This is a genomic window from Parapedobacter sp. GCM10030251 (assembly GCF_042666505.1).
GTDB lineage: Bacteria > Bacteroidota > Bacteroidia > Sphingobacteriales > Sphingobacteriaceae > Parapedobacter.
This window is the reverse complement of the sequence record NZ_JBHTDN010000002.1, coordinates 148,304-170,033: the sequence shown is the minus strand read 5'-3', so window position 1 is coordinate 170,033 and position 21,730 is coordinate 148,304. Positions and strand designations below refer to the sequence as shown.

The window sequence follows — 21,730 nt, the reverse complement described above, 5'->3', positions numbered from 1 at the left end:
TTTCTTGCGCAAGCCGAAAATCATCGGCCAACAATTTGATTGATCGGTTGTTTTTTCTGTAATATCTCAAGATACGCAATATGGAACAAATGAAAGTGGCTGAAGAACGCGTAATTCAGCTCAATTACGAAGATACACATCTCTCGACGAACGCTAGGGAGCTTAGGCCGGTAGTTTTTGAAAGCAGCGAGGGATACCTTTGTGTGCTGGGCCCGGACGTACAGACAGGTATTGTAGGCAGCGGCAGCACCATCGAAGAAGCATTGGACAGTTGGGAAGCTGCCCTGGGAAGACGTATAAAAACCCCATCGGAAGACGATGAGCTAGCTATTTACGTCCGAGACGTATTGCAGGCATCGAACAAAGATGTCTGGTAGACGGCTTGTGTTAATTTGCCGTTCCCACAAAATCCATCCAGTCGCTCTTGTCCCGGTATTCCGGAATGAGACCCGCACGACCGCTGAGCGAAAAGTTCGAGGCTAGGTGAGCAATGTCCATCTTCATGTTTAATAAGCAGCTTTCCACGAGATCTTCCCTGAATCCCTTTTCTTTAAGCACAAGCACATACTGCACGCAGATCAACCGCGCCACGATCTTTCCGAGATCAACTAATTTCCGCTGCGGAATGTTGGTTTCGGGTTCGAACCGAAGGTACTCGGTAAATTGGGGAGCGGATTGGTTGGTGCGTCCAAACTGAGAAAGGAAGTGGTAGAAATTGGGCTCTTTTTGCTTTTTCATAAGCTTCAGTACCATTTCTGCGATCTGCGTGTATAGCATTTCGTTAGATCCCTCGAAAATCTGGAACGGTCGGCTATCCACGATCCCCCTTCCGGCGATGTGACTGATCCGATAGCCATTAGCCCCTGACACTTGCAAACATAATTGAGCGGATTCCTGCATTAGGTCGGTGACAAGCGCTTTCATGCTGTTGGCTTCCAATCCTTCTTGAGCCAGGTTGTGGGCAATACCGCTGATTTCGCTACTTCTGGCACACATTCCCGAGCACAGGGTGTAGGCAGTCTGGATCCTCGACAGTTGGAACTGGACCGAATCCAGCATTAGCAGGTTTCCCGTGCCGACCACCCGGTTCGTGCAATGGAATAGCGCCTCGTCTAGCATACGTTTGATGAAACCCATCCCCATTCCGGGAAATTGCATCCGGCTCCGATGCAAAATATCCAACATCATTTTTATACCGGTGCTTTCGGGTTGTAGCCTATAATCGTTCGGTACCTTGACGTCGATTTTATTCAAGCCGTACGGAATCATATACAATCCGAGGTTGCTATATATCGATTCTACCTGTATGTGTTGTTGTGCCTGGGAATTATCCGTCATGAAAAAGTCCACGTCGCGCGCTAGTTCGCCATTGCCCAAGTCTTTCCTTGCGGCGACCAACCAATAGTCTGCCTGTCCGGTGAGCCCCTGCCAATGCTTATGACCTTTTATCGCGTAGCCACCTTCGGTGCTTTGATAGGCAGTTTTCATATTCAGGGCGTCACTTCCAAATTCGGGTTCGGTAATCATTAATCCACCCATGCGGTGTCCACTAATAAATCCCGGTAAAACTTTTTCTTTCAGCGATGGAGTGCCATATTTTGCCAGCGGTTCAAGAAATAGGGCGATGTTGATACCGAAGGTAAGTGAGAGGGAGAGTGACTCATACGAGGCTGCGGACAACAGGCTTAGACATTCTTTTACCACCGCACCCCTTCCGTCGTATTCCGTGGGAATAGCAACCGACAACGGCGACGCTTGCATGATTACTGCCCATACCTCAGTAGGCAGACCGCGCACAAGACTCAATTCGTTAATGTCGTGCTGGTCATGAAATGCCGTTTTAAGTGCAGTCTTAAATCTACCGATAAATGCATCGAAATCGTTGTTTTTATCCATTCTTTCTCAAAAAAATTTGGAAGACACTTTTCAAATTTACCGAATATCGTGAACAAAATGGTTTAAAAGCATGATAGAAGTTTTCAGGGAAGTCAACTTTTTGCGATTTTGTAACTTTTTCGCTCTTTATTGACCCAAAGTAATAAAGAACAATCATGGAAACTAACCACACAAATCAACTGAACAGGGTTTCATCAATCTACTCACTCGCGAGAAATGCACGGAGCACGAATATGGCTTCATTACGGAATTGAAAAAGCCGATCGTATTGCTAGTTAGGGATTATCTGTTTTTGGGGCTTTGATTTCGGCACGCTGTTCAGGCGTTAGCTTTTTGAATGCAGCATAAGTATCCATGATATAAAGACGTAGATCCGCATCACTGGCGGTTGACAGGAAGCCTACTGTGGGCCGATATTTCGTCATATATAATTCAAGGTCTTCATCCGTCAGTGGCGTTAACGAACGGATGATTTCCGGCGTGAAACGTGCATCGATTTTTCGGCGCTCCTGTTCCGCGAGCAATTGTTTATAGCGTTGCCTCGCTTGCCGTCCTTCGTTCCCAAACCATCGTGAAGGTGATATTCGCACGCCGCCCCGTCGCTGAGACGTCTCAGTAAACTGTCCCTCTTCTTCCGCCCGCCGGATTTCCGCAGCTAGCCGCGTGTCTGTCATCGCTTGTATCTGGACTTCATCGATTCGGATGGCACTGCCGTCCGACGTCAGATACACGCGCTTGATATCAAATTCGATTACAACCAGCGTATCCGTGCGGTATCCAGGATATTCGAATTGCAGACGCTGATTTTTTTTTACCGGAATGGTGAATTGACCGTCGGCACGGCTTTCTGCTAGGACTCCGGTTGCTAGATTCTTGATCTCTACGTTCGGTAACGGCTCACCGCTTTCCAATTCAAGTACGTATCCGGTGAGGGCTGTGTCTTGCTGGGCGAGGGGTGTGGGGTATGCGCCTGCTGAAACGGTAGGGACAGCGAACCAGAAGAATAGAGTGATAACATGCAGTGCTTTGCATGAAAATTCAGTCGAGTACGCGGAGATGAGTCGTGAACACTGCATGTTATGTCGAATTGGTTGTGTTATTTTGTCCGGGCTTCCCAGCGATTGTTTTCCGGATTATGGTCGGGATATACCTTGTCTGGATCAAGTTGTACTGCTATTACTTCTTCCGTCGATGGATACCTAAATGTCCAAGAGCTATTGCGTTCCCAAATCTCCACCGGTAATCTGACCCGGTGGGTATCTCCACCTTTGGTAGTAATATCGATGACTACCGGCATGGGGAGTTTCTCCAGATTGTCCACCGTAATCAGTACGCCGTTTGCTGGATCGTTGTCTTGGTAGGATACCTTGCTGACCGCTTGGTCAAACCGCCAGTTGTATTTGAACCACCCGCGCCAAAACCAGTTCAGATTTTCGCCCGCCACATTTTCGATGGTTCGGAAAAAGTCATCCGGTGTGGGATGTTTATATGCCCAGCGGTCGATGTATGCCTTGAAAGCACGGTCGAAGCGCTCGGGCCCAAGGATTTCGTTCCGGAGCAAAGTAAGGCCGAATCCCGGTTTAAAATAAGCCAATGTGCCGATATTGCGCTCTTGCATATTCTGCGGCGTGCTCATCACGGGTTCTAAATCAGGTCGCGTCAATGCCTGGGCGAGCCGGTTGGCATCACCCATAGGACGGTAATATTCGCCGCCATTGAATGCCTCGGTGGAAAGGTCGTTGATGAACGTATTGAACCCCTCGTCCATCCATGCATGAAACCGCTCGTTGCTGCCCACAATCATCGGAAACCAGATATGCCCGAACTCGTGATCCGTCACTCCCCATAGCCCTGCCGCTTTTGATTTATAGCTACAGAATACGATTGCTGGATACTCCATACCGCCGAGATTGGCAGCTACATTGATGGCCACGGGGTAAGGGTATTCCATCAGTAATTTCGAATAGAATTCGATGGAAGCCTTGGTATATTCGGTGGAACGCTCCCAAGCATTGCCACCATTGCTTTCTACTGGATATGCGGATAGTGCCAGGGAAGATTTACCACTGGGCAAATTGATTTTAGCGCCATCGATGATGAATGCGGGCGAGGACGCCCAAGCCACGTCATGTGCTTTTTCAAGGCGGTACTTCCAGGTCAGCTCTTTTTTTCCCTGCGGACGCGAACTGGCTTGGGTTACTTCTTCAGCTGATCGGATTAAGATCGTTTTATCACTTTTTTTAGCTGCCTCCAGCCGTTTCAACTGCTCAGGCGTATACACTTCTTCGGGATTTAACAATTCGCCGCCCAACACCACCATGTGATCGGCGGGAGCAGTGATGTCCACTTCGTAGTTGCCAAACTCGAGGTAGAACTCGCCAGGGCCGGTATAAGGCACTACATTCCATCCCATGATGTCATCGTATACCGCTACCCTGGGAAACCATTGGGCAATGGCGAAAATCTCGCCGTTCTGTGTTTCCAACACCCCCGTGCGATCGGCACCGTAGGTCGGCACAATGTAGGAATAGTCAATGCTGATCGTTGCTTTTCCACCATTTGGTTGCAGGGGTTCGGGCAAGAACACTTGCATACGGGTATCCGTGATTAGGTGCTCGGCATCCTTACCGCTGCCGAGTTTGACAGACTTTATATCGTAGCCGCCATCAAAATCGGATTGGGCATCGCCGTAGCGGCTTTGGGTAAGTGGAACGATCTGTTGGCCGCGTCCCTCCTTGGAGAACATGTTTTGATCCAACTGAAGCCAGATGAAATCGAGTTGGTCAGGGCTGTTGTTTGTATATTCCAGCGTGACAGATCCGGTAATTTCGTGGGTCTGATCGTTCAATTTCGCGGATATTTTATAATCGACGGCATTCTGCCAGTATTTGGGGCCCGGCATGCCGCTTGCTGAACGATATTCATTGCCATTATGCGTGTAAAAGAACGGGTTGAATGCTTCCTGGTAATCATAGTTGCTTACGGTTTGCGCCCGTAGCGGTGTTTGGATTACCCCCAAAAGCAATAAGAGACCGCAGAAACTTACTAAAGATTTATTCATGTGATATTGGTTTGATTTGTTGCTTATTTTAACTTCGCTTGATATTCATTTTCGTTGAATCCTAAAATGATTCCCTTCGGAATTTCAATGACCGGACGCTTGATTACACTGGTTTTTGCCTGCATTAATCGGTTGGCCGAAGCCGCATCTACCACAGCATGCTGTTCTTCAGGAGAAAGCTGTCGCCAGGTGGTCCCCCGTTTATTGACCAACGGTTCCCAACCCGTTTGGTTTTCCCAGGTCCGTAATTTTTCCTCGGTTATCCCTTCCTTTTTAAAGTCGTGGAAGGTGTAGGCGATGCCTTCTTTCGACAACCAATCGAGCGCTTTCTTTACCGTGTTACAATTTTTGATTCCATAAACATGCATAAATAACTGTTTTGAAGCAAGCAAACTTACTATAAATATGCACAACAACTAAATAACGATGTGTTAATTTGCGTTAAATGCGACCCGTAGCGGGGTGTCAATCCGAAGGTGTATATGATATTTGGGTAGTAATCTATTTATATATAATCGAGAAATGAAAACCCATACGGCAAACTATCTAGATACGTTTATTACGGTGGCAGACGATTGCCCGGCAGTGGCCGGAGAGATGGGCAGCCCTGTCTACGGCAATTTGTAAATCGTAGGGATGTAAAGATTGTGAAAGCCATGAAGTCCAGTAGATAGTTTCGTACGAAATCCCTATCTTCGTACCGATGGATAATTTTATTGTTTCGGCTCGTAAATACCGGCCTGCTACGTTTGATACAGTGGTGGGGCAACAACATATCACCGTTACCCTTAAAAACGCCATTAACAACAATCAGCTTGCCCAAGCGTTTTTATTCTGCGGGCCGCGGGGGGTTGGAAAAACCACTTGTGCCCGGATTCTGGCAAAGACCATCAACTGCGAACACCTGCGGGATGATGTTGAAGCTTGTGGTGAATGTGATAGCTGCAAGTCGTTCCAAAACGGAAATTCCTTCAGTATACACGAGTTGGATGCGGCATCAAATAATTCGGTGGATGACATCCGTAGCCTCATTGATCAAGTACGTATACCCCCGCAAACCGGAAAGTACAAGATATACATCATCGATGAGGTACACATGCTTTCGCAACAAGCCTTTAATGCGTTCCTGAAAACGCTGGAAGAACCTCCTTCCTATGCGATTTTCATCCTGGCAACTACCGAAAAGCATAAAATATTGCCGACCATTCTTTCACGGTGTCAGATATTTGATTTCAACCGGATCAAGGTGGCTGATATGGCAAATCATTTGGCGTCCATTGCGGAAAGGGAAGGTATATCCCACGACGCAGACGGTTTGCACATGATTGCGCAGAAGGCCGATGGCGGGCTGCGGGATGCATTGTCCATGTTTGACCAGATTGTCAGCTTCTCTAACAAACAGGTTACTTATCAGGCGGTCATCGATAACCTGAACATCCTCGACTACGAATATTATTTTCGCCTTACCGACGCTATTATTAAAGAGGATGCATCATCGGCGCTGCTCATTTTGGATGAAATATTGGCTCACGGATTCGAGGGGAGCCATTTCATCAGTGGACTAAGTTCTCATTTCCGCGATTTGCTGGTGGCCAAAGAGCCCGCGACCTTAAAACTGCTGGACACCAGTGATACCATCCGCCAACGGTACTTACAGCAATCGAGCGAGGTTTCACCGGGCATTTTGTTGTCGGCGCTCAATATCGCCAATCAGTGCGAGATTCACTATCGCACGAGTAAAAATCAACGTCTGCAGGTGGAATTGGCGTTGTTGAAAATGTGTCACCTCGCGGCAGCTATCCAGTTGGCGAAAAACGGTGTATCGACACTTCCGATGGAGGAGGCTGAAAAAAAAAAGCCTCTTAATCCCGTAGCAGCGGTTGCCAGAACTGCGCAGGCAGAACCGGAGAGAAAGCCGGAACAAGTGGCTTCGGCACAACCAATTGTCACCCAATCGGTAGTCCAGGAAACGGTAACTCCTCCAGCAGCTGGCGTTCAGGCTCCTGTACGCGAAACACCCGGAGCGTCCAAATCCCAAACTCGCTCTTGGGGCGAGGTAAAACTTGGTAACATCATTCCCGATCTGAACAAGGTTTTTGAGGATAAGCAAGAAGTGGCGGAAGCCGATGAACCTGAACTGCTGAATGGAGAGGCCCGAGAACCGTTTAGCTACGATCAACTATTGAAGGAATGGCATGCTTTTGCGGATAAGTTGAAAGCGGAAAACAAGATTAACCTTTTTACACTGATGACGGCAAACGCACCACAATTGTTGGCTGAATTTAAGGTAGGGGTAACCGTAGAAAATCCCATCCAGCAGGACTTGCTGAACATTTCGAAGATCGATATACTGAACGAACTGCGGATAAAATTGCGGAATTTTGCCATAGACCTGATACCTATCGAGGTGACCAACGACGTAGTAAGGAAGCCGTACACGGCTCAGGAAAAATACCAAGCGATGGTGGCAAAGAATCCAGCGCTCGACGTATTGCGGAAGACGTTCAATCTCGGATTGGAATAGCTTTTTTACCGCCGTTCCCCAATTTGCTGCCGCCACATGGCGTAATAGAGCCCTTTCGATGCGACCAGTTCGTCGTGCGTTCCGGTTTCGGCAATCACGCCTTTTTCAAGCACAATGATGCGATCTGCGTGCATGATTGTAGATAGCCGATGAGCGATCAATACGGTAATCCGCTCACGCTCGCTCGACAGGGTTCTTAGGGTTTCCGTAATGGCCTCCTCGGTAAGCGAATCCAGGGCGCTTGTTGCCTCGTCAAAAATTAAAAGGCGGGGATTCCGTATCAATGCCCGGGCAATGGAAATGCGCTGCTTCTCCCCGCCGGATAGCTTCAGGCCGCCCTCGCCTAAAACCGTGTGGATTCCCTTCTCACTACGGGCCAACAGCGGCGCACAGCTGGCCCTTTGCAATGCATGGATTATCTCTTCCTCGGTGGCATCCGGCTTTACGAAAAGCAGATTGTCCTTGATGGTTCCGGCAAATAACTGTGTATCCTGTGTAACAAAGCCAATCTGCCGGCGCATTTCGTTAAACCGCACCTCTTCGGAGGGAATATCGTTAAACAAAATCCGGCCGGAAACGGGTCGGTATAGCCCGACCAATAATTTGACCAGCGTAGATTTCCCTGAACCCGACGGTCCCACGAACGCCAGGGTTTCTCCCGCTTTGGCAGAAAAAGAGATGCCGTCAATGGCGTTTTGCGAAGCGGTTTTATGACGGAACACGACCTGGTCGAAAAAGATTTCTTCCAGCGGACCGATGGGTATCGGGTTTTCGGGCCGGCGCTCGATGGGCTTCTCCATCAGGTTGTCAAACAGCTGGATGGATGCTTCGGCCTCCCGGTATTGGACGAGAATGTTGCCGATGTCCTGCAAAGGCATGAAGATAGACGTGGAAATAAACTGCATCGTAATCAGTTCGCCGGGAGTCAGTACCTCCCGGAAGATAAGCCACAGGAGTGTAAACAGGATGGATTGCCGCAGAAGGTTGAGCGTGGTGCCCTGGAGAAACGAAAGAAAACGCACGCGTTTCGTTTTGGTCATCTCCAGATCGTAGATGGTCTGTGTATGCACCCGCATCCGTCTGATTTCAGGAAACGTAAGCCCCAGGCTTTTCACCAATTCAATGTTGCGCAACGATTCAGTAATAATACCCGACATCCGGGTGGTCTCGCGGTTGATGCTTCGTTGGGTGGTCTTGATTTTGCGGCTCAGCATTCCCGTGATGGTTCCGATAACCAAAAATCCGATGAAGAAAATCGGAATCAACGCCCAATGTTTGGTGATTGCATACCAGATGAGGAAACCGAAACCGACCAGCGACGAAAACAGGATGTTGATGGCTGAACCAATGAAGCGTTCGGTGTCAGTACGTACCTTTTGCAGGATGGCCAGTGTTTCGCCGCTGCGTTGTTCCTCAAACTCCTGAAACGTGAGGCGCAGGGTCTGCCTCAGGCCGTCGTTAAAGATCTGCATGCCGAACCGCTGCACGGCAAGCCGCATCACGTACTCCTGGAACGAGCGACTCAGCCGGGCTAATAGCGCGATGGCGATGGCCACAGCCAGCCAGAACAATACGCCCCTAACCAGTTCCTCCTCACTGCGTCCACCCAGGTTGTTGGCATAATCGTCGATAATTTTTCCAAAGATAATTGGGTCGATCATCGACAGCAACTGCGCGATGGCGGCCAGCAACAACGCGATGTAAATGTATGTACGCTGTGGTTTCAAATATTTCCACAGGATTTCCATACTCAGGCCCTTTTCAGTTTTTTCTCACCCAATAGCCATGCGGCTTTCCGGGGGGGCTCCAGTTTGATGCTCGGTGATCCTTCGGCGTGTTTACGGATGTGCTCAACAACCTCGTCGACCGAATCGGTGAAAAGCAGCAAATCCATGTCTTCCGGACTAATGGTTTCCTCTTCCATCATGCGCTGTACATGGGCGATGATTTCTTTGTGAAAGCCAACGCCCATCACTACGATCGGGAACCGCTTGATCTTACCGGTTTGAATGAGCGTCAGGGTTTCGAAAAATTCGTCGAGCGTACCGAATCCCCCGGGTAGGACCACAAAAGCAAACGAGTATTTCCGTAGCAATTCCTTGCGAACAAAGAAGTATTCCATGGTGACAAAACGGTCGAGGTAGGGATTGTGTTTTTGCTCATGCGGTAGCACAATGTTACATCCCACGGAAAGTGCCCCCGCTTCTTTGGCACCTCTATTGGCGGCTTCCATGATACCGGGCCCGCCCCCCGTCATAATGGCAAATCCCAGATTTCCGATTTCCTTGGATACCTTGCGTGCCAGTTCATAATAAGGGTGATCTTCTTTAAAACGTGCTGAGCCAAAAACCGTCACACACGGACCAATAAAGTGCAAGCCACGAAAGCCTTTGAGAAATTGCATGACCACACCGCCGACATACTTGAGTTCTTTCCATCGGGCGCGGGCGCCCTCCATAAATTTTTTTTCCTCTTTGACAAACTGATTATTCATGAGGTACTGTTTTTCGATGGTTTACCAATTCGATTGCTTCCTGAAGAATCCGTCGCTTCTTGCGTGGCGCACAATGCAGTATATCAAGCTGCGTCTGGTCATCCACAATGTCCTTCACCAATATACAGCCTTGTTTCAAGAGCGTATCCTTTTCGCTTTTCGTGACGGTTGTGAGGCATGTAATCGGATATAGGCCCGCGTTGTCGACGCGACGTTTGATGCTGCTATCTGCGGGATGGTCCCACGACAGGAGGTTTATGCCATAGTATTGGGCAAAATGCAGGGAATCCGTGGTCATGTATGCATTGGTGACGAGCCAACCCGCGGTAAATTCCATGGGCTCACCAAAAAATGAAAACTTGCGCCCCTGAAAGTCCTTCACCCTGGAAAGGAAATACATGGGCGTTGTTACGGTAATTTTGGCATCCTCCGTGTTTCTGAATTTGCATTCGACGAGTAGCATTTCGTTGTCCTTTTGCGCCACCACATCGATTTCGTGCGTTACGGCGTTGCCTACCAACAATTGGCCCGTCAGGGTTTGATAGTTGGCATGCCCAAACAGTTTTGCTACCCATTGTTCGAAAAAATAACCAGCCGGCCCCAAGTCGCGCAGAGCCCGCTTTAGGCTATATCGCGCAGCAAAAGAATCGGCTTCTCGTTTCAATAGGCGGAAGGCAAGTTTGTAGAGATCACGGGTATTGATCCCGTCATAAACCATGGGTCTCATCGTGTCCCATACCTCATCGACCACATCTTGGGAAGCACCCGACTTGGATAAGGAACCTTTCAGGCGGTTTACATCAAATTCAACAAGCTCACCGGAATATTTTTTTACCTGCATACATTGGATGTCTTTTAGGACGCCAATATGCATATTTTTGGGCAGATACCAAGCGGATTTTAAAAAGCGCTACCCTAACGGTGTTCTAATAATCCCGGCAATTGACTGAAATCGACAATTTCAGCGTCGGTAATATCCAGTTCATCAATTCCCCATTCTTCCCATCCCATTACATTTAGCCATATCGTTTGGCAACCTACTGCTTTGGATGGCAGGATATCCCGATTGTACGAATCACCCACAGCCACACATTCTTCAGGGGCATAACCCAAGCTGTTTATCCCCTTTTCATAGATCTCCGTATTAAAGTGCATGTTGGAGGTGCTGGATTCGACCACGTCAGAAAAATAGTTCCTGATACCGAATTCCGCAAGTACCGCATTGAGATTCCCATAAAAATTAGCTACCAGGACAATGGGGAAGGTACTCGACAGGCTTTCTAAGATATTTTGGGTTTTCCGAAGGGTCCGGATAGCCAAGTTATTACATTCCTGCGCAATCGTACTGATGTTGCTGTAATCCAGTTGGTAACCTTGGTTGGTCAGATAATGGAACTGCTGGGTAATTTTATGCACCAATACATCCAGAAAGATATGGCTGGGTTGGATGAGGGCCTGCGAAGCCAGGACACTTTCGGAATACGCGTAAGCCCGGTTAAATACAGACTTATCCAAACCGACGATGTGTTTCTGGAATTTGTGCCAAAGAATGGCGCCCCAATGCTGACCATTCGTGTCGATGGTGCCTTCGTAATTTAATAAAATCCCTCTTGCTTGCATGATGCCAAATATTTACTGTTGGGTGATGGACTATTTGACTTTTTTATCTAATGAGTCAAAAGTAAAGAATAATTTTGTGTCCGTATCCACTTTCTAAAGTAGGACGAGAATAATGACCTATAAATTACAATCTAAAAAAATAATTATCAATGGATTGGTTATTAGTTCGTTTTCCGATAATTTAAAATTGCCCAGCCATTTAATACCACAGCAAAAGCCAATAGGATGCCAAGATGGGAAAGAATGGCCGCCCAACCGCTTCCTTTGAGGATGATCATTCGCATTACTTCGACCAAATAGCTTACGGGGTTCAATGCCGCAATCCATCTTGCCCATCCCGGCATACTATCTATCGACGTAAAGAGGCCGCCCATCAGAATAAAAATCATCATAAAGAAAAACATAACGAACATGGCTTGCTGTTGGGTGTCGGTATACGTGGACACCAGTAGTCCAAAACCCAGTACGGCCAATAGGTAAATCCAGATAAATCCATACATGGCCAGTATATTGCCTTGGGGAAAAATGTCATAGATGATCCAGGAAACCACTAACCCGAGGGTGAATACCACGTTACCCAGTATCCAGAAAGGTATTAATTTGCCGAGGATAAAATGGTGCTTACGGATGGGTGTTACATTAATTTGTTCGATCGTGCCGATTTCTTTTTCCTTTACAATATTCAGGGCTGAGAGAAATCCACCTACCATGGTCAACAGAATAGCCAGAATGCCGGGCACCATAAAAAACTGGTAATTGAGTTGGGGATTGAACCGGTTTTTCGGTATCACCTCAACGATGGGCAGCGGTTGCAGGCGCGTGGGCGATATCCATTCCATGCGGATTTCCTGGTTGTAATCGCGCAGGATGGACGACAAATAAGCGCTGCCTAAGCCGGCTTTCGTGCCGTTGATGGCATTCACCGCGATAAACAATTGCTGTTCGTTTTCACGGATGAGGTTACGTTCAAATCCGTTTGGAATTTCCAAGGCAAGATCGACCTTATCCTCTTCAATAAGTTGGTATGCATCTTTCAGGGAAGCGTGGTATCCCTGCAACCTGAAATAACCCGAGGCTGTGATCTTCGAAATCAATTGCCTCGAATAGGGCGAATGATCGTGGTCTACCACCGACAGGTTGATGTTTTTAACCTCAAAATCGGCCGCAAGGGGCAAGATGATAAGCTGCATAACAGGCATCACCATAATTAATATCAGGATAGCCCGGTTCCGAAAAATCTGCCGGAATTCTTTTTCAAGTAGAAATCGGATGGTTCTCATTTTTTTAGTTGAAAATTAAGCGATTGAAAGTTGAAAATTCCACTTTCCACTATTCCAAGCGTATCTTAAAACTTCTTAAACTGATCACGAAGAAAAACAGCGCAATGCCAGACAGGATGAGCGTTTCCTTCCAGATGGCTGCAAGCCCCAAACCTTTAATCATAATGGATTTCACGATGATGTAGAACCATTTTGCCGGTACGATATTCGAGATGACCTGCAAGGGCATGGGCATGTTTTCTATCGGAAACATAAAACCGCTGAACATCATTGTCGGGAGCAGCATACCCATCAGCGAAATCAGCATCGCGACCTGCTGAGATTTTGTTTTGATGGAAATAAAGATTCCCAACGTGAGGCAGGTAATAATAAAAAGTGTACTTTCCGCGAATAAGAGCAACCAACTGCCTTCTACCGGCAATTGCAAAACAAACACACTCATCAATACAATTGATAACACGTTGACGAGCGAAAGAATGAGATAAGGGACTGCCTTTGACAGGATGACCCACACGGGTTTAAAAGGAGATACCAACAGGATTTCCATGGTACCCGTCTCTTTTTCACGCACGATGGATATCGCAGTCATCATCACCGAAACCAGCATGAGGACCAAAGCCATTACCCCAGGGACAAAATTCGGAGCCCCTTTTAGTTGCGGATTATAGAGCATCCGTATTTCCGGTGTGATGCGATAGGGAAGGGCAACCGTTTCATTGAGTTCACTTTGGTAATCCTGTATGATAGACGACACGTAATTAGTCAGCGTCGTTGCATAATTCGGGTCGGAAGCATCGGCAATAAGCTGTATCGGCGCTTGGTTTTGATGTCGGAGATCGTGTTGAAAGTTAGCGGGAAATAGGATCGCAAGTTTGATTTTACCTTCTTTGAATGCAGTCTCCATCCGGGCTCTATCCATCACATCTTCTTGAATTTCGAAATAATTGCTGGCACCAATGCGTTCGATAAGGGATCGGGAAGCATCGTCCTTCGCATGATCTACAATGACGACCCGAGCATTTTTTATTTCGTTGGTGAGCGCAAAGCCGAAAATGAGAATCTGTGCAAGTGGCATACCGAAGAGAATGAGCAATGTCCTGCGATCACGCAATACGTGATAGAATTCCTTTTTTACGAATGTGAAAAACTGCTTCATTTAGTTGAAAAATTAATATATTGAAAATTGAAATTCATTTCCGCTTTCCACTTTCCATTTCATTTCTCATTAATCCGTATTCTTAGCGCCTCGGGCTAATTGATAGAAGACGCCATCCATTGAAGATTCATTCAGTTGAGCCTTTAACTCCTTTGGGGTACCCAATGCGGCAATGCGGCCATCGACCATGATGGAAATCCGATGACAGTATTCCGCTTCGTCCATGTAATGTGTCGTAACAAATACCGTAATGCCGTTGCCGGCAGCCTCGTAAATCAACGCCCAGAATTGCCGGCGTGTCACGGGGTCCACGCCGCCGGTGGGCTCATCAAGAAACACAACGGTGGGTTCATGGAGGATGGATACCGAAAAGGCTAGTTTTTGTTTCCAGCCCAACGGCAATTCGCCGACCAGCTTCTTTGCCTCCGATTGCAATCCCAGCTGTTCAATCAGCGCGTCGCTTTTCAACCGAAGCTCTTGATCGCTCAATCCGTATATCCCTCCAAAAAAGCGGATGTTTTCCAATACGGTTAGGTCTTCGTACAACGAAAATTTCTGGCTCATGTATCCGATATTCCGTTTGATCTTCTCCGTCTGTCGATACACGTCGAATCCCGCAATATGTGCGGTTCCGGAAGAGGGAACGGACAGGCCACATAGCATGCGCATCGCCGTTGTTTTTCCCGCACCGTTTGCACCGAGGAATCCGAATATTTCTCCTTTGTACACCTCAAAGCTGATGGCATTGGTAGCGATGAAGTCGCCGAAACGCTTGGTCAAGTTCTCGGCTTTGATCACGGGTTGGTTCGCATTCATGTTGTCAGCAGTTTAATAAAATAATCTTCGATGGTAGGTGTCACAGGCATCACCTCGATGCTGTCGAGCCCCGCTTGGGTCAGGATCCCGTTCAGCAACTCGATTGGATCGCGGTCGCCCATGCCCTGACCGTCAACGTGAATATATTCACCAAATAGATAACTATTGATTGGTGGCGTATGGGCGGACAATACACGGCTAGCGCGCGGCATATCCCGGGCCTTGACCGCATATAGCCGGCCCGGATAGGCAGCTACGATTCCTTGCGGTGAATTGATTGAAAGAATACGCCCGTGTTGGATCAGTGCAATACGATCGCATAATGTCGCTTCATCCATGTAAGGCGTGGAAACAACAATGGTGATGCCCTGTTGCTTCAGGCGTTTCAGCATTTCCCAGAATTCTTTACGCGAAACGGGATCGACGCCCGTGGTGGGCTCATCTAGGAATAGCACCGTAGGCTTATGGATCAATGCGCAGCAAAGCGCCAGCTTCTGCTTCATTCCCCCGGATAGTTTGCCAGCCCGTCGCTTCTTAAAAGGCGCGATCTGCACGTAGATGTCTTCAATGAGGTGATAATTTTGCTCCACAGTGGTGTTGAATACCGTAGCAAAAAAGCGGAGGTTCTCTTCAATGCTGAGATCAGGGTACAGTGAAAACCGGCCCGGCATATAGCCAACGCTGCTTCGGATCTGACGGTAGTCCTTTATGACGTCGTATCCGGCTACCTTGACGGTACCTGTATCCGGCAGTAGAAGCGTGGTCAGAATCCGGAAGATGCTACTCTTACCCGCTCCGTCGGGGCCAATCAGGCCAAATAATTCGCCTTCGTCCACTGAAAACGATACGTCGTTTACGGCTTTAACGGCGCCCTTGTTATACGTCTTCGTGATGTTGTTCACACTAACCATAAAAGTGTCTTTCAATTTCCTTCTGCTTTCAATCGAACCGCACCTCACAATACATGCCTATTTTAAGCAGTCCATCGTTCTTTACACGTATTTTCGTAGCATACACCAGGTTTTCGCGTTCGTCTTTTGTCTGGATAGTTTTCGGCGTAAACTCCGCCTTGCCGCTGATCCATTCCACCACGCCGGGATACTCCCGGTAACCACTCTCGGCATCATCCACCAACACCGTGACGGTTTGATTGAGCTTCAGCTGACTAAATTGCGGTCCGGTGATATAGGCAAGCAGTATGATAGAAGAAAGATCCGCGATCTTGTACAGGGGTTTACCCACCGTAACTGTCTCGTTTGCTTCGGCATACTTCACCAGCACGATGCCATCAAGCGGATTGACAATGCGGCTTTTTGCCAGTTCATCTTCCAATTGTGCGATTTGAACTTCCAGTGGGGAGGCCTCCTGTGTGAGACTCGATGAGGTAATGCCCAAGGACGACTGCTGCGCCGCAATCTGCTTTTTGATAACGGCTACCTGTGCATTGGCATCGTCCAATTGTTTGGGGGTTGCCGCGTCTGCCCGTACCAAGTTGGCAAGGCGACGTTGTTCTCGGATGGCTTGGCTTAATTGCTCCTGCAGGGCGGCGAGCTGTATGGCTACATTAGGCCGTTTGCTAAGTACGGCTTTGATTTGCGACTGAAGCTGGAGTTTTCGTAAGTAAAGCTGTGTGCTGTCTATATAGCCGATGGCTTGACCTGCATGCAGTTCCTGGCCTTCCCGGATATCCAGTGCTTTGATGACGCCGTTTGCTTCGGCGGAAATGAGGGTTTCCACGGCCTCAAAGGTTCCTGATGCGTCATAAGCATTTTCTTGTGGACCGCACGCCATTAGGAAGAAAGGGAGGATCATCAGGTTTTTTAAACGGTTCATTTTTATATTTTTTAGTTAGCTAATTTCCGGTCGTGTATTGGATATCGTATTGAATAATCAGCCATTGGAGCTGGTGTAGAATTTTGGCTAATTTGGCGCTGTCTTCGGCGTGGACTTCACGAAGGTAGTCGGATGAGTTGACAACGCCATTTTCCAGTTGGGCAAGCGCTGCTTTTTTTACCGAGGCGCGAAGCGAAATGATTTCATCGTCGGTTTCCAGTAGCTGTTCATATTGGCTTGATTCGGTATTTTGCTGTGTCAGCATCAGTTTGTTGTTAAAAAGGAAATTTTCCTTTTGTACATCAATGGTTTGGGCTTTGATATCCAACATGGCTCTTTCTTTTTTCAATGTGTAAAAGCCGCTTATCGGGATGTTTAAACGGATTCCGCCATAGTAATATGCATCGAAATCATTGCTTAACATGTTCAACGCAGGGCGTCCTGCGCCTGCCTGTAAAAAGAAGTTCAGCTTAGGGAGATTTTTGGCCGTCAACAATTTACGATTTACAGCAATGCTGTTTTGCTGGGAGGTGTACCACTCCAACTCCGGACGGTTATTGCCGGAAGTGGCGGCTGGAGGGCTGGGCCGTTCCAACCGGGTGTTTTCATCCAGTGGCCGGTTAATTAATTGACTAAGCATGTGCAGATACGCCCGTCGCTTGGTCTGTAATTCCACCGTGCGCTGCGCGGTTCTGAGTAATTCAGCTTCAAGCAGACTGCCGTTGCTTTTCAGTGCAGCGCCGTTAGCAATTGCTGCGTTGGTTTTATCCAGACCCACTTGGATATCTTTTCGGAGTAACTCATTTTGGTCCAGCTGCGCATCCAGTAGCAAAATGCCGAAAAAGAGTTGGTGGATCCGCTCGTTGATTTTGTATAGTTCCACTTCCAACGTTTGTGCTTCTACCTGTGCATTTGCTTCGGCAGCCTGCTTCTGGAGTTTAATGACGCCCCCATCAAAAAGGGATTGGCTTATCTCACCGTACAGTTTATATTGATCTTTGTTGAACGTCGGTACGTCGATTCCGGGAACCTGAAGGGGAATTTGCGTCACTTCGGATTGATACGTGGCCTGGCCGCTCACGTTGAGCTGGGGCAGGTAACCCTTGTTGGCTTGTTCGATTGCGTACCGTGCACTCAATGCGATGAGGTTGCGCTGCTTGATCAAAGGGTAATTTTCCGCAGCCAAGGTTCGGCTCTCCGTAAGGGTTAACACCGTTTCGGAGGGCTGCGACATAGAAATTAGCGGAACGATCAAAGCGCATGCTGCCAAAAATTGAAAGTTAATCATTTTATTTATAAATTTGAATTAATCATTTGATTAATATATGTCAAAAAAAAATTATTTAGCCGCTAGCATTGCCAGAAACCATGTCTTGACCAGTGTTTTTCGTTCATTCATTAATATAGTTGCACGTTCCGGCTTGATTCCAGCGATCAATTGAAGAAGCGGTTTGCCGATAAATGGGAAAATAATAAGACCGAGCATGTTGAAAATAAAATGTAAGGGGTCTATATCCGGGCGTCTTTCAGCTAATTGTTTGAAAAATGCGGAATCAACAATTTTTGTTTTGGTCCGGATCATGCTTGCAAACTTCTCGGGATGATTTCGGATTTCACCCAGGACAAATAAGGGAATGTCTGGATTGGCCACCAATGTATTAATGTAATGCTCGGCGATTTGTTCCACTTTTTGCTCGATAGAAGTATGCTCGTCCGTCATTGCGGGACCTATTTTGCCCAATAGGATATGCATTTTTTCCAGAATGACGATTTCAAACAGCTTTTCCTTGCTCCGGAAATAGTAATTAAGTAGCGCGAGATTAATGCCGGCTTCTTCCGCGATATCCCGTGTTCGCGTCGCCGCGTAACCTTTTTGTGTAAACACCTTACGAGCGGCTTCTTTGATTTTTTCCTCTGTGCTTAAATCGGGTTTTGCTCCCTTTGTTTTCGCCATGTTGAATCGTTGTCCGGACAAAGTTAATGGCGATTTTTGATTTAACCAAATTTTTTAATCATTTGATTAAATTTATTTTCGCCGACCCAGTAAGTCCGGCGATGTTCATTTCGTGCAATAGTTCTGCTTGTGCAACTTGAACGGATCATGTTTTAATGGCAATCAAAGCGAAGGATCGCTATGCAAGTGGAAAAATACGACTTCCCAAAACCAAATGTCCGGCGATTTGTTGTAACTAGCGAAAGCAAAGAAATTAATTACGAAGTTAAAGGATATGAACGCCAAGACCAAAGAGATACTCGACGACGTGAAGGAGCGGCTTAGAGAAGCCAGTGACCATCGTAACATTGCCAATTCAGAGCGGATATTATCAGTGGCCGCGGGAGCATTTGTGCTGTACACAGGAATTACACGGATGTTTAGGGCCCCGTTAACCTCGCTTGCCGAAGTGACACTTGGAAGCGCCTTAATCTTACGTGGAGCAACGGGATATTGTCCGGTAAAAGACTCGGTATGTCCGGATCAGGATATTACCATTGTGGAGCGGATTGTAGAGGAATAAGGGTTGTTTTTGGCCGGTCGGCATTTTTGTCGATATTGGTTGGCTGAATATGAATCCCAACACTACAACCGTATCACGTATTTTTTCGGGCTCCGTGTGGGGAATCATTGCGAAAGTCCTCGATGCGTTAGCCAAGTTCGTTACAATTCCCATGCTGGTAGGCTTTTATGGTAAAGCCGATTATGGATTGATTGCCTTAGCCTTTTCACTCAATGCTTATTTGCGGCTGATGGATTTGGGATTCAACGTGGGTGCGGTGCGCTTTTTTTCGATGTGGACAGCAGATTCCGCGTGGACTAAGATTGAAAACGTATCTCAGTCCAGCGTGGTCTTTTACGGCGTGATCGGGCTGCTCAATGCCGTCATTTTTCTGGTTATGTCTGCGTACGGTACCCAACTGTTTAACCTTGCCGACGACCAGGAACCGCTTTACCGGCAGATTATGTACATTCTTGCGTTTTCAACGGTGCTCAATTGGCTATCCAGCGTAGTTATCCAACTTCTGAGCGCCAAAGATGAACTGGCATATGTAAACCGGATAACAGTGATCAGCAGCCTGTTGAATTTTGCCGTTGCGTTTTTAGCTATTCAGTTAAAGTGGTCATTGATCCCGTATTTTATCGCCTATACCTTAACCACGTTAATTCCGATACCATTTTATATCGCCCGGCTGCGGGTATTCCCGATATCCCGGAGTTCCCTGCTGGCTGCCCATTGGCACGGAAGCGCTTTCCGTGAAATATTGAACTACAGTTTGGCTATATTTCTTATGGGATTGTTCCAGTTGACCGCAAATAACCTACGCCCGCTTTTGCTGGGCAGATTTGCCGAGGGCATGGAAGTACTTACCGATTACCGGGTGATACAGACCATTGCGATGCTCATTGTTGCGTTCGGAGGCGTATTCATGCAGGTCCTGTTGCCGTCAGCCTCAAAAGTCTACGCGGAAGGTAACCCGCAACGGATGGAGCGGATGATATTTGAGGCGACGAAGTACATTTCCGTCTTTCTCGTATTTGTGGTGTTTGTGTTGATCCTGAATGCGGATGAGATTCTCCGTCTATACATGGGCGTTGGATACGTCGATTTGTCCCTTTGGCTGTCGCTTTGGTTACTCACGGTGTTGCTTTCCATGCACAATACCCCCGTTGCGAGCTTGGTGCTTTCTACGGGAAAAACCAAATTTCTGGTGTATTCTTCCGCAATTGCCTGCCTGGTCTCGTTACCCATTACCGTGGTGTTTGCCCCCAGCCTACAGGTAGGTGCGGCCGTGGTGGGTTACCTGGTGTATATGGTGCTCCAGATTGGTTTTTTTTACGTTTACTACATACCCCGGGTACTTAAGTTGAATGGATTCCGCCTGTTCACGCGTGCATTCCTGCCTGCAGCAGCAGGCGGGGTCTTGACCTTGTTCATTAGCCGATACGCCATACAAGCCTTGCCGTTCAGGGGTGGATATGGCACGGTTATCGCCGGTTCGGCAGTATTTGGGATCATTTATCTCGTGTATCTATTGGTCTTTGTCGTAAAGCCAGTCGACGTCCGTTATTTAAAGGAGACACTTATGGGAAAAGGGAGGGGCAATGCCTAAATTTTCGGTTTGTATTCCGGCCTACAAGAGCCGCTTCTTGGCGGAGTGTATGCAAAGCATCCTCGCACAGTCGCTTGCCGATTTTGAATTGATTGTGTTAAACGACTGTTCACCGGAGCCGGTAAGGCAAATCGTAACAACGTTTAACGACGCCCGGATCCGGTATTATGAAAACGAACGTAATGTTGGTGCTGTGCAGCTTACCGCCAATTGGAATAAATGCCTGGCGCTGGCGCAAGGGGAATACCTCGTGATGATGGGCGATGACGATCGCTTGGAACCGGATTATTTGGATGAATTCGCGCGGTTAATTCGCGATTATCCGGACTTGGATGTATACCATTGCCGAAGTGTGGTTATTAACGACCGGGGCGAACCGCTTCAACTGACGCCAGCCTGTCCAACGTACGAACGGGTCTGCGATCACATCTGGCACCGTCTTAACCAATGGCGGTCTCAGTACATCTCCGATTTTGTATACCGCACCGCTGCATTGCGCGACAAAGGGGGCTTTTATTCCATGCCGCTTGCTTGGGGATCCGATGATATTACGGCTTACCTCGCCTGTGCGGAAAAAGGCGTTGCCCACACCAATAGGCCGGTATTTAACTATCGCAGCAATGATCTTTCGATCACATCGTCCGGCAACGATCTGGAGAAAATGCGTGCGAATATGCAATATGCACAGTGGTTGCGCGATTTTTTGGAGAACCACGTGCCTCATGACACGGAAAAGGTGGTTTACCGCGCCTTGGTAAGGCAACAGGAGCAACTCATGCGGGATCGGAAACGGTATACCATGGCGTTATCCATGCGCTCAAACGGGCAGGCTAAATTTTGGATGTGGTACAAACACCGTAAAACGTTTGGACTTAGCTTCGTCGATACCCTGGCCGCCGCTATCAAATCGCGGGGATTAGCAAAAAGATTATCGAATTAATAG

The 21,730-nt window shown here is 47.7% G+C and carries 20 protein-coding genes; 5 read left to right on the top strand and 15 right to left on the bottom strand.

Annotation, left to right across the window (positions count from 1 at the left end; all coding sequences use genetic code 11):
• Positions 1 to 80: 80 nt before the first annotated feature.
• Positions 81 to 377: a hypothetical protein gene (locus tag ACFQRK_RS06730; RefSeq protein ID WP_379004898.1), complete on the top strand. Its 297-nt coding sequence runs from the start codon at positions 81 to 83 to the stop codon at positions 375 to 377.
• A gap of 10 nt (positions 378 to 387) precedes the next feature.
• Here ACFQRK_RS06730 and ACFQRK_RS06725 read toward each other — a convergent pair whose 3' ends face one another.
• The 4 genes from ACFQRK_RS06725 to ACFQRK_RS06710 form a co-directional block, all read right to left on the bottom strand.
• Positions 388 to 1,896, bottom strand: coding sequence for an acyl-CoA dehydrogenase family protein (locus tag ACFQRK_RS06725; protein ID WP_379004896.1), 1,509 nt, complete (start codon positions 1,894 to 1,896; stop codon positions 388 to 390).
• Positions 1,897 to 2,171: 275 nt separating this feature from the next.
• A complete protein-coding gene (locus tag ACFQRK_RS06720) occupies positions 2,172 to 2,972 on the bottom strand; it encodes a hypothetical protein (protein ID WP_379004894.1) in 801 nt (266 codons plus the stop codon).
• Positions 2,973 to 2,992: 20 nt separating this feature from the next.
• A complete protein-coding gene (locus tag ACFQRK_RS06715; protein WP_379004892.1) occupies positions 2,993 to 4,957 on the bottom strand; it encodes a M1 family metallopeptidase in 1,965 nt (654 codons plus the stop codon).
• A gap of 23 nt (positions 4,958 to 4,980) precedes the next feature.
• A complete protein-coding gene (locus tag ACFQRK_RS06710; protein ID WP_379004890.1) occupies positions 4,981 to 5,325 on the bottom strand; it encodes an ArsC family reductase in 345 nt (114 codons plus the stop codon).
• A 335-nt stretch (positions 5,326 to 5,660) separates the two neighbouring features.
• Here ACFQRK_RS06710 and ACFQRK_RS06705 point away from each other — a divergent pair, with 335 nt between their 5' ends.
• Entirely contained in the window at positions 5,661 to 7,481 is a 1,821-nt protein-coding gene (locus ACFQRK_RS06705; RefSeq protein ID WP_379004888.1) for a DNA polymerase III subunit gamma/tau, read from the top strand.
• Positions 7,482 to 7,486: 5 nt separating this feature from the next.
• Here ACFQRK_RS06705 and ACFQRK_RS06700 read toward each other — a convergent pair whose 3' ends face one another.
• The 11 genes from ACFQRK_RS06700 to ACFQRK_RS06650 all read right to left on the bottom strand — a co-directional run bounded on the left by ACFQRK_RS06700 (position 7,487) and on the right by ACFQRK_RS06650 (position 18,634).
• Complete coding sequence (locus ACFQRK_RS06700) at positions 7,487 to 9,229, bottom strand: ABC transporter ATP-binding protein (RefSeq protein ID WP_379004887.1); 1,743 nt, start codon at positions 9,227 to 9,229, stop codon at positions 7,487 to 7,489.
• 2 nt (positions 9,230 to 9,231) lie between these two features.
• Complete coding sequence (locus ACFQRK_RS06695; RefSeq protein WP_379004885.1) at positions 9,232 to 9,975, bottom strand: TIGR00730 family Rossman fold protein; 744 nt, start codon at positions 9,973 to 9,975, stop codon at positions 9,232 to 9,234.
• Positions 9,968 to 10,816 carry a restriction endonuclease gene (locus ACFQRK_RS06690; protein WP_379004883.1) on the bottom strand — a complete coding sequence of 283 codons (849 nt, stop codon included), beginning with the start codon at positions 10,814 to 10,816 and terminating at the stop codon, positions 9,968 to 9,970. The genes ACFQRK_RS06695 and ACFQRK_RS06690 overlap by 8 nt, the downstream gene beginning before the upstream one ends.
• 74 nt (positions 10,817 to 10,890) lie before the next feature.
• Complete coding sequence (locus ACFQRK_RS06685) at positions 10,891 to 11,595, bottom strand: HAD family hydrolase (protein WP_379004881.1); 705 nt, start codon at positions 11,593 to 11,595, stop codon at positions 10,891 to 10,893.
• 161 nt (positions 11,596 to 11,756) lie between these two features.
• Positions 11,757 to 12,875 (bottom strand): ABC transporter permease, encoded by a 1,119-nt coding sequence (locus ACFQRK_RS06680; protein WP_379004879.1) that lies wholly within the window; start codon positions 12,873 to 12,875, stop codon positions 11,757 to 11,759.
• 49 nt (positions 12,876 to 12,924) lie between these two features.
• Positions 12,925 to 14,031 carry an ABC transporter permease gene (locus ACFQRK_RS06675; RefSeq protein ID WP_379004877.1) on the bottom strand — a complete coding sequence of 369 codons (1,107 nt, stop codon included), beginning with the start codon at positions 14,029 to 14,031 and terminating at the stop codon, positions 12,925 to 12,927.
• A gap of 69 nt (positions 14,032 to 14,100) precedes the next feature.
• Positions 14,101 to 14,847, bottom strand: a complete 747-nt coding sequence (locus ACFQRK_RS06670) for an ABC transporter ATP-binding protein (RefSeq protein WP_379004875.1) — start codon at positions 14,845 to 14,847, stop codon at positions 14,101 to 14,103.
• Positions 14,844 to 15,758, bottom strand: coding sequence for an ABC transporter ATP-binding protein (locus ACFQRK_RS06665; protein ID WP_379004873.1), 915 nt, complete (start codon positions 15,756 to 15,758; stop codon positions 14,844 to 14,846). The genes ACFQRK_RS06670 and ACFQRK_RS06665 overlap by 4 nt, the downstream gene beginning before the upstream one ends.
• Positions 15,759 to 15,786: 28 nt before the next feature.
• Entirely contained in the window at positions 15,787 to 16,680 is an 894-nt protein-coding gene (locus ACFQRK_RS06660) for an HlyD family secretion protein (protein ID WP_379004871.1), read from the bottom strand.
• A 19-nt stretch (positions 16,681 to 16,699) separates the two neighbouring features.
• Positions 16,700 to 17,914 carry a TolC family protein gene (locus ACFQRK_RS06655; protein ID WP_379004869.1) on the bottom strand — a complete coding sequence of 405 codons (1,215 nt, stop codon included), beginning with the start codon at positions 17,912 to 17,914 and terminating at the stop codon, positions 16,700 to 16,702.
• 105 nt (positions 17,915 to 18,019) lie between these two features.
• Positions 18,020 to 18,634, bottom strand: a complete 615-nt coding sequence (locus ACFQRK_RS06650) for a TetR/AcrR family transcriptional regulator (protein ID WP_379004867.1) — start codon at positions 18,632 to 18,634, stop codon at positions 18,020 to 18,022.
• A gap of 274 nt (positions 18,635 to 18,908) precedes the next feature.
• Here ACFQRK_RS06650 and ACFQRK_RS06645 point away from each other — a divergent pair, with 274 nt between their 5' ends.
• The 3 genes from ACFQRK_RS06645 to ACFQRK_RS06635 are packed head-to-tail and all read left to right on the top strand — an operon-like array spanning position 18,909 to position 21,727.
• On the top strand, positions 18,909 to 19,196 hold the full coding sequence (locus tag ACFQRK_RS06645; RefSeq protein WP_379004865.1) for a DUF2892 domain-containing protein: 288 nt from the start codon (positions 18,909 to 18,911) through the stop codon (positions 19,194 to 19,196).
• A 49-nt stretch (positions 19,197 to 19,245) separates the two neighbouring features.
• Entirely contained in the window at positions 19,246 to 20,787 is a 1,542-nt protein-coding gene (locus tag ACFQRK_RS06640; RefSeq protein WP_379004863.1) for a lipopolysaccharide biosynthesis protein, read from the top strand.
• A complete protein-coding gene (locus ACFQRK_RS06635; RefSeq protein ID WP_379004861.1) occupies positions 20,780 to 21,727 on the top strand; it encodes a glycosyltransferase family 2 protein in 948 nt (315 codons plus the stop codon). Before ACFQRK_RS06640 ends, ACFQRK_RS06635 begins: the two co-directional genes overlap by 8 nt.
• Positions 21,728 to 21,730: the final 3 nt, after the last annotated feature.

What these genes read in the sequence shown, in the direction of transcription:
- ACFQRK_RS06715 (WP_379004892.1), bottom strand. Translation starts at nt 4,957, where the DNA reads ATGAATAAATCTTTAGTAAGTTTCTGCGGTCTCTTATTGCTTTTGGGG.
- ACFQRK_RS06725 (WP_379004896.1), bottom strand. Translation starts at nt 1,896, where the DNA reads ATGGATAAAAACAACGATTTCGATGCATTTATCGGTAGATTTAAGACT.
- ACFQRK_RS06720 (WP_379004894.1), bottom strand. Translation starts at nt 2,972, where the DNA reads ATGCAGTGTTCACGACTCATCTCCGCGTACTCGACTGAATTTTCATGC.
- ACFQRK_RS06635 (WP_379004861.1), top strand. Translation starts at nt 20,780, where the DNA reads ATGCCTAAATTTTCGGTTTGTATTCCGGCCTACAAGAGCCGCTTCTTG.
- ACFQRK_RS06695 (WP_379004885.1), bottom strand. Translation starts at nt 9,975, where the DNA reads ATGAATAATCAGTTTGTCAAAGAGGAAAAAAAATTTATGGAGGGCGCC.
- ACFQRK_RS06680 (WP_379004879.1), bottom strand. Translation starts at nt 12,875, where the DNA reads ATGAGAACCATCCGATTTCTACTTGAAAAAGAATTCCGGCAGATTTTT.
- ACFQRK_RS06675 (WP_379004877.1), bottom strand. Translation starts at nt 14,031, where the DNA reads ATGAAGCAGTTTTTCACATTCGTAAAAAAGGAATTCTATCACGTATTG.
- ACFQRK_RS06705 (WP_379004888.1), top strand. Translation starts at nt 5,661, where the DNA reads ATGGATAATTTTATTGTTTCGGCTCGTAAATACCGGCCTGCTACGTTT.
- ACFQRK_RS06690 (WP_379004883.1), bottom strand. Translation starts at nt 10,816, where the DNA reads ATGCAGGTAAAAAAATATTCCGGTGAGCTTGTTGAATTTGATGTAAAC.
- ACFQRK_RS06670 (WP_379004875.1), bottom strand. Translation starts at nt 14,847, where the DNA reads ATGAATGCGAACCAACCCGTGATCAAAGCCGAGAACTTGACCAAGCGT.
- ACFQRK_RS06645 (WP_379004865.1), top strand. Translation starts at nt 18,909, where the DNA reads ATGAACGCCAAGACCAAAGAGATACTCGACGACGTGAAGGAGCGGCTT.
- ACFQRK_RS06650 (WP_379004867.1), bottom strand. Translation starts at nt 18,634, where the DNA reads ATGGCGAAAACAAAGGGAGCAAAACCCGATTTAAGCACAGAGGAAAAA.
- ACFQRK_RS06730 (WP_379004898.1), top strand. Translation starts at nt 81, where the DNA reads ATGGAACAAATGAAAGTGGCTGAAGAACGCGTAATTCAGCTCAATTAC.
- ACFQRK_RS06655 (WP_379004869.1), bottom strand. Translation starts at nt 17,914, where the DNA reads ATGTCGCAGCCCTCCGAAACGGTGTTAACCCTTACGGAGAGCCGAACC.
- ACFQRK_RS06665 (WP_379004873.1), bottom strand. Translation starts at nt 15,758, where the DNA reads ATGGTTAGTGTGAACAACATCACGAAGACGTATAACAAGGGCGCCGTT.
- ACFQRK_RS06640 (WP_379004863.1), top strand. Translation starts at nt 19,246, where the DNA reads ATGAATCCCAACACTACAACCGTATCACGTATTTTTTCGGGCTCCGTG.
- ACFQRK_RS06710 (WP_379004890.1), bottom strand. Translation starts at nt 5,325, where the DNA reads ATGCATGTTTATGGAATCAAAAATTGTAACACGGTAAAGAAAGCGCTC.
- ACFQRK_RS06660 (WP_379004871.1), bottom strand. Translation starts at nt 16,680, where the DNA reads ATGAACCGTTTAAAAAACCTGATGATCCTCCCTTTCTTCCTAATGGCG.
- ACFQRK_RS06700 (WP_379004887.1), bottom strand. Translation starts at nt 9,229, where the DNA reads ATGGAAATCCTGTGGAAATATTTGAAACCACAGCGTACATACATTTAC.
- ACFQRK_RS06685 (WP_379004881.1), bottom strand. Translation starts at nt 11,595, where the DNA reads ATGCAAGCAAGAGGGATTTTATTAAATTACGAAGGCACCATCGACACG.